1 protein-coding gene is annotated in these 1,607 nt (G+C 77.2%); it reads right to left on the bottom strand.

Going from position 1 to position 1,607, the window contains the following annotated elements:
• Positions 1-123 precede the first annotated feature (123 nt).
• On the bottom strand, positions 124-1,607 hold a 1,484-nt coding region (locus ACFV4N_RS43575), incomplete at its 5' end, for an ATP-binding protein (RefSeq protein WP_499678571.1).

Here is a 1,607-nt window from a genome sequence, read left to right as displayed (position 1 = left end):
CGCTCGCGGTGGTCCGCCCCGACGGCCACCTCGGGTTGTTCGCCGATGAACCCGACCAGGTCGGGGCCTACCTGGACCGGTGGTCGCGGGCGCGGTGACCGCGCCCCGGTCACCGCGCCCCGGTCACCGCGCCCCGGTGATGGCGGCCCTCAGGTCGGGGTTGTCGGTGCCCCGCACCCGCCCGGCCCGCTCCAGCAGGGCGACCGCCGCCGCCCGGTCGCCCCGGGCCGCGCACCACGCGGCCTGGTCCTCCAGCACGAACGCCAGCACCGGGCCGTCGTGGCTGCGGAGGGCCAGGTCGACCGCGATCCCGTGGTGCTCGCCCGCCAGGTCCACCTCGCCGATCGCGGTCAGCGTCTTGGCGTAGTTGCTGTGCGCCATCGCCCGGAACTGGGTGGTGGCCGACGAGGGGTCGAGCGCCAGTGCCCCGCGGTGCTGTTCGAGGGCTGTCGCGGTGTCGCCGCCGAGCCTCGCCAGCTCGGCCAGGCCGTTGCGCACGCGGGCCAGGGCGAGCGGGTCGTCGTCGCGCGTGGCGGCCCGCTCCGCCCGTTCCAGGTCGAGCCGGGCGCGGTCGAGGTCGCCCGTGCGGGCCCACAGCCCCGCCGACTGCACCAGCATGATCACCGGGACCGCGTGCGCGTGGCGCATGGCCTCCGCCAGCGAGCGCAACGCCTCGGCGGTGGCGCCGCGCCCGGACTGGAGGACCGACAGGAACATCAGCGGGTAGGCCAGGCAGATGTGGTCGCCGACCTCCCGGAAGCCCCGGGCCGCGGCGGCGTAGTGCTCCTCGGCGCGGGCCGCGCCGCCGGCGCCGATCTCCGCGGCGGTGTAGCCCTTCAGCAGCTCGCCCGCCGCGCGCCGCCACGGGTCGGTCGACGCGGTGAGCCGGTCGGCGATCGCGGTCAGGCGGGTGCGGTGGGTGTGGTCGGCTGCCACGGCCACGGCGAGGGCGGCGGGCTCGTCGCGGGTCACGAGGCGGTCCAGCAGCTCCGGGGTGGGGTCGAGCAGGGCGCGGGCCAGGTCGGAGTCGACGCCTGCGGCCCAGCCCCGGGCCTCCGCGAGCTGGTTGCGCACGAGCCAGTGCCACAGGCGGGCCTCGAACAGGCGCGGTGACATGGCCAGGTCCAGGTTCGCCCGCTCGGCGGTCAGGCGGTCCGCCCACACCAGTTGCCCGGGGCCGCGCAGCCGCGGTTCGGCCCGTTCGGCCAGCCCGGTGTAGTAGGCCGCGTGCCGGGCGCGGACCTCCGCCAGGTCGACCGGCTTGGCCGCCGCGTACTCCCGGACCGTCTCCAGCAGCCGGTAGCGCTCGTCGACCTCGACCACGAGCGACTTGTCCACCAGGGACGCCAACTGGTCCAGCGAGCCGCCGGCGACCTGCTCGACGGCGTCGGCGGTCGCACCGCCCGCGAAGACGGAGAGCCTGGTCAGCAGGGTGCGCTCGGCGTCGTCGAGCAGGTCCCAGCTCCAGTCGAGCACCGCGCGCAGCGTGCGGTGCCGGGCGGGACCGGCCCGCACGCCCCGGTCGAGCAGGCCGAGCCGGTCGCCGAGGCGGTGCGCGAGCTGCGCCGGGGTGAGCGAGCGCAGGCGGGCGGCGGCCAGCTCGATCG

Origin of the sequence: Actinosynnema sp. NPDC059797, assembly GCF_042732085.1 — a bacterium.
In the GTDB taxonomy this organism is placed as follows: Bacteria; Actinomycetota; Actinomycetes; order Mycobacteriales; family Pseudonocardiaceae; genus Actinosynnema.
The sequence above is the reverse complement of the archived record's forward strand: the minus strand, read 5'-3'. Positions and strand labels throughout refer to the sequence as shown.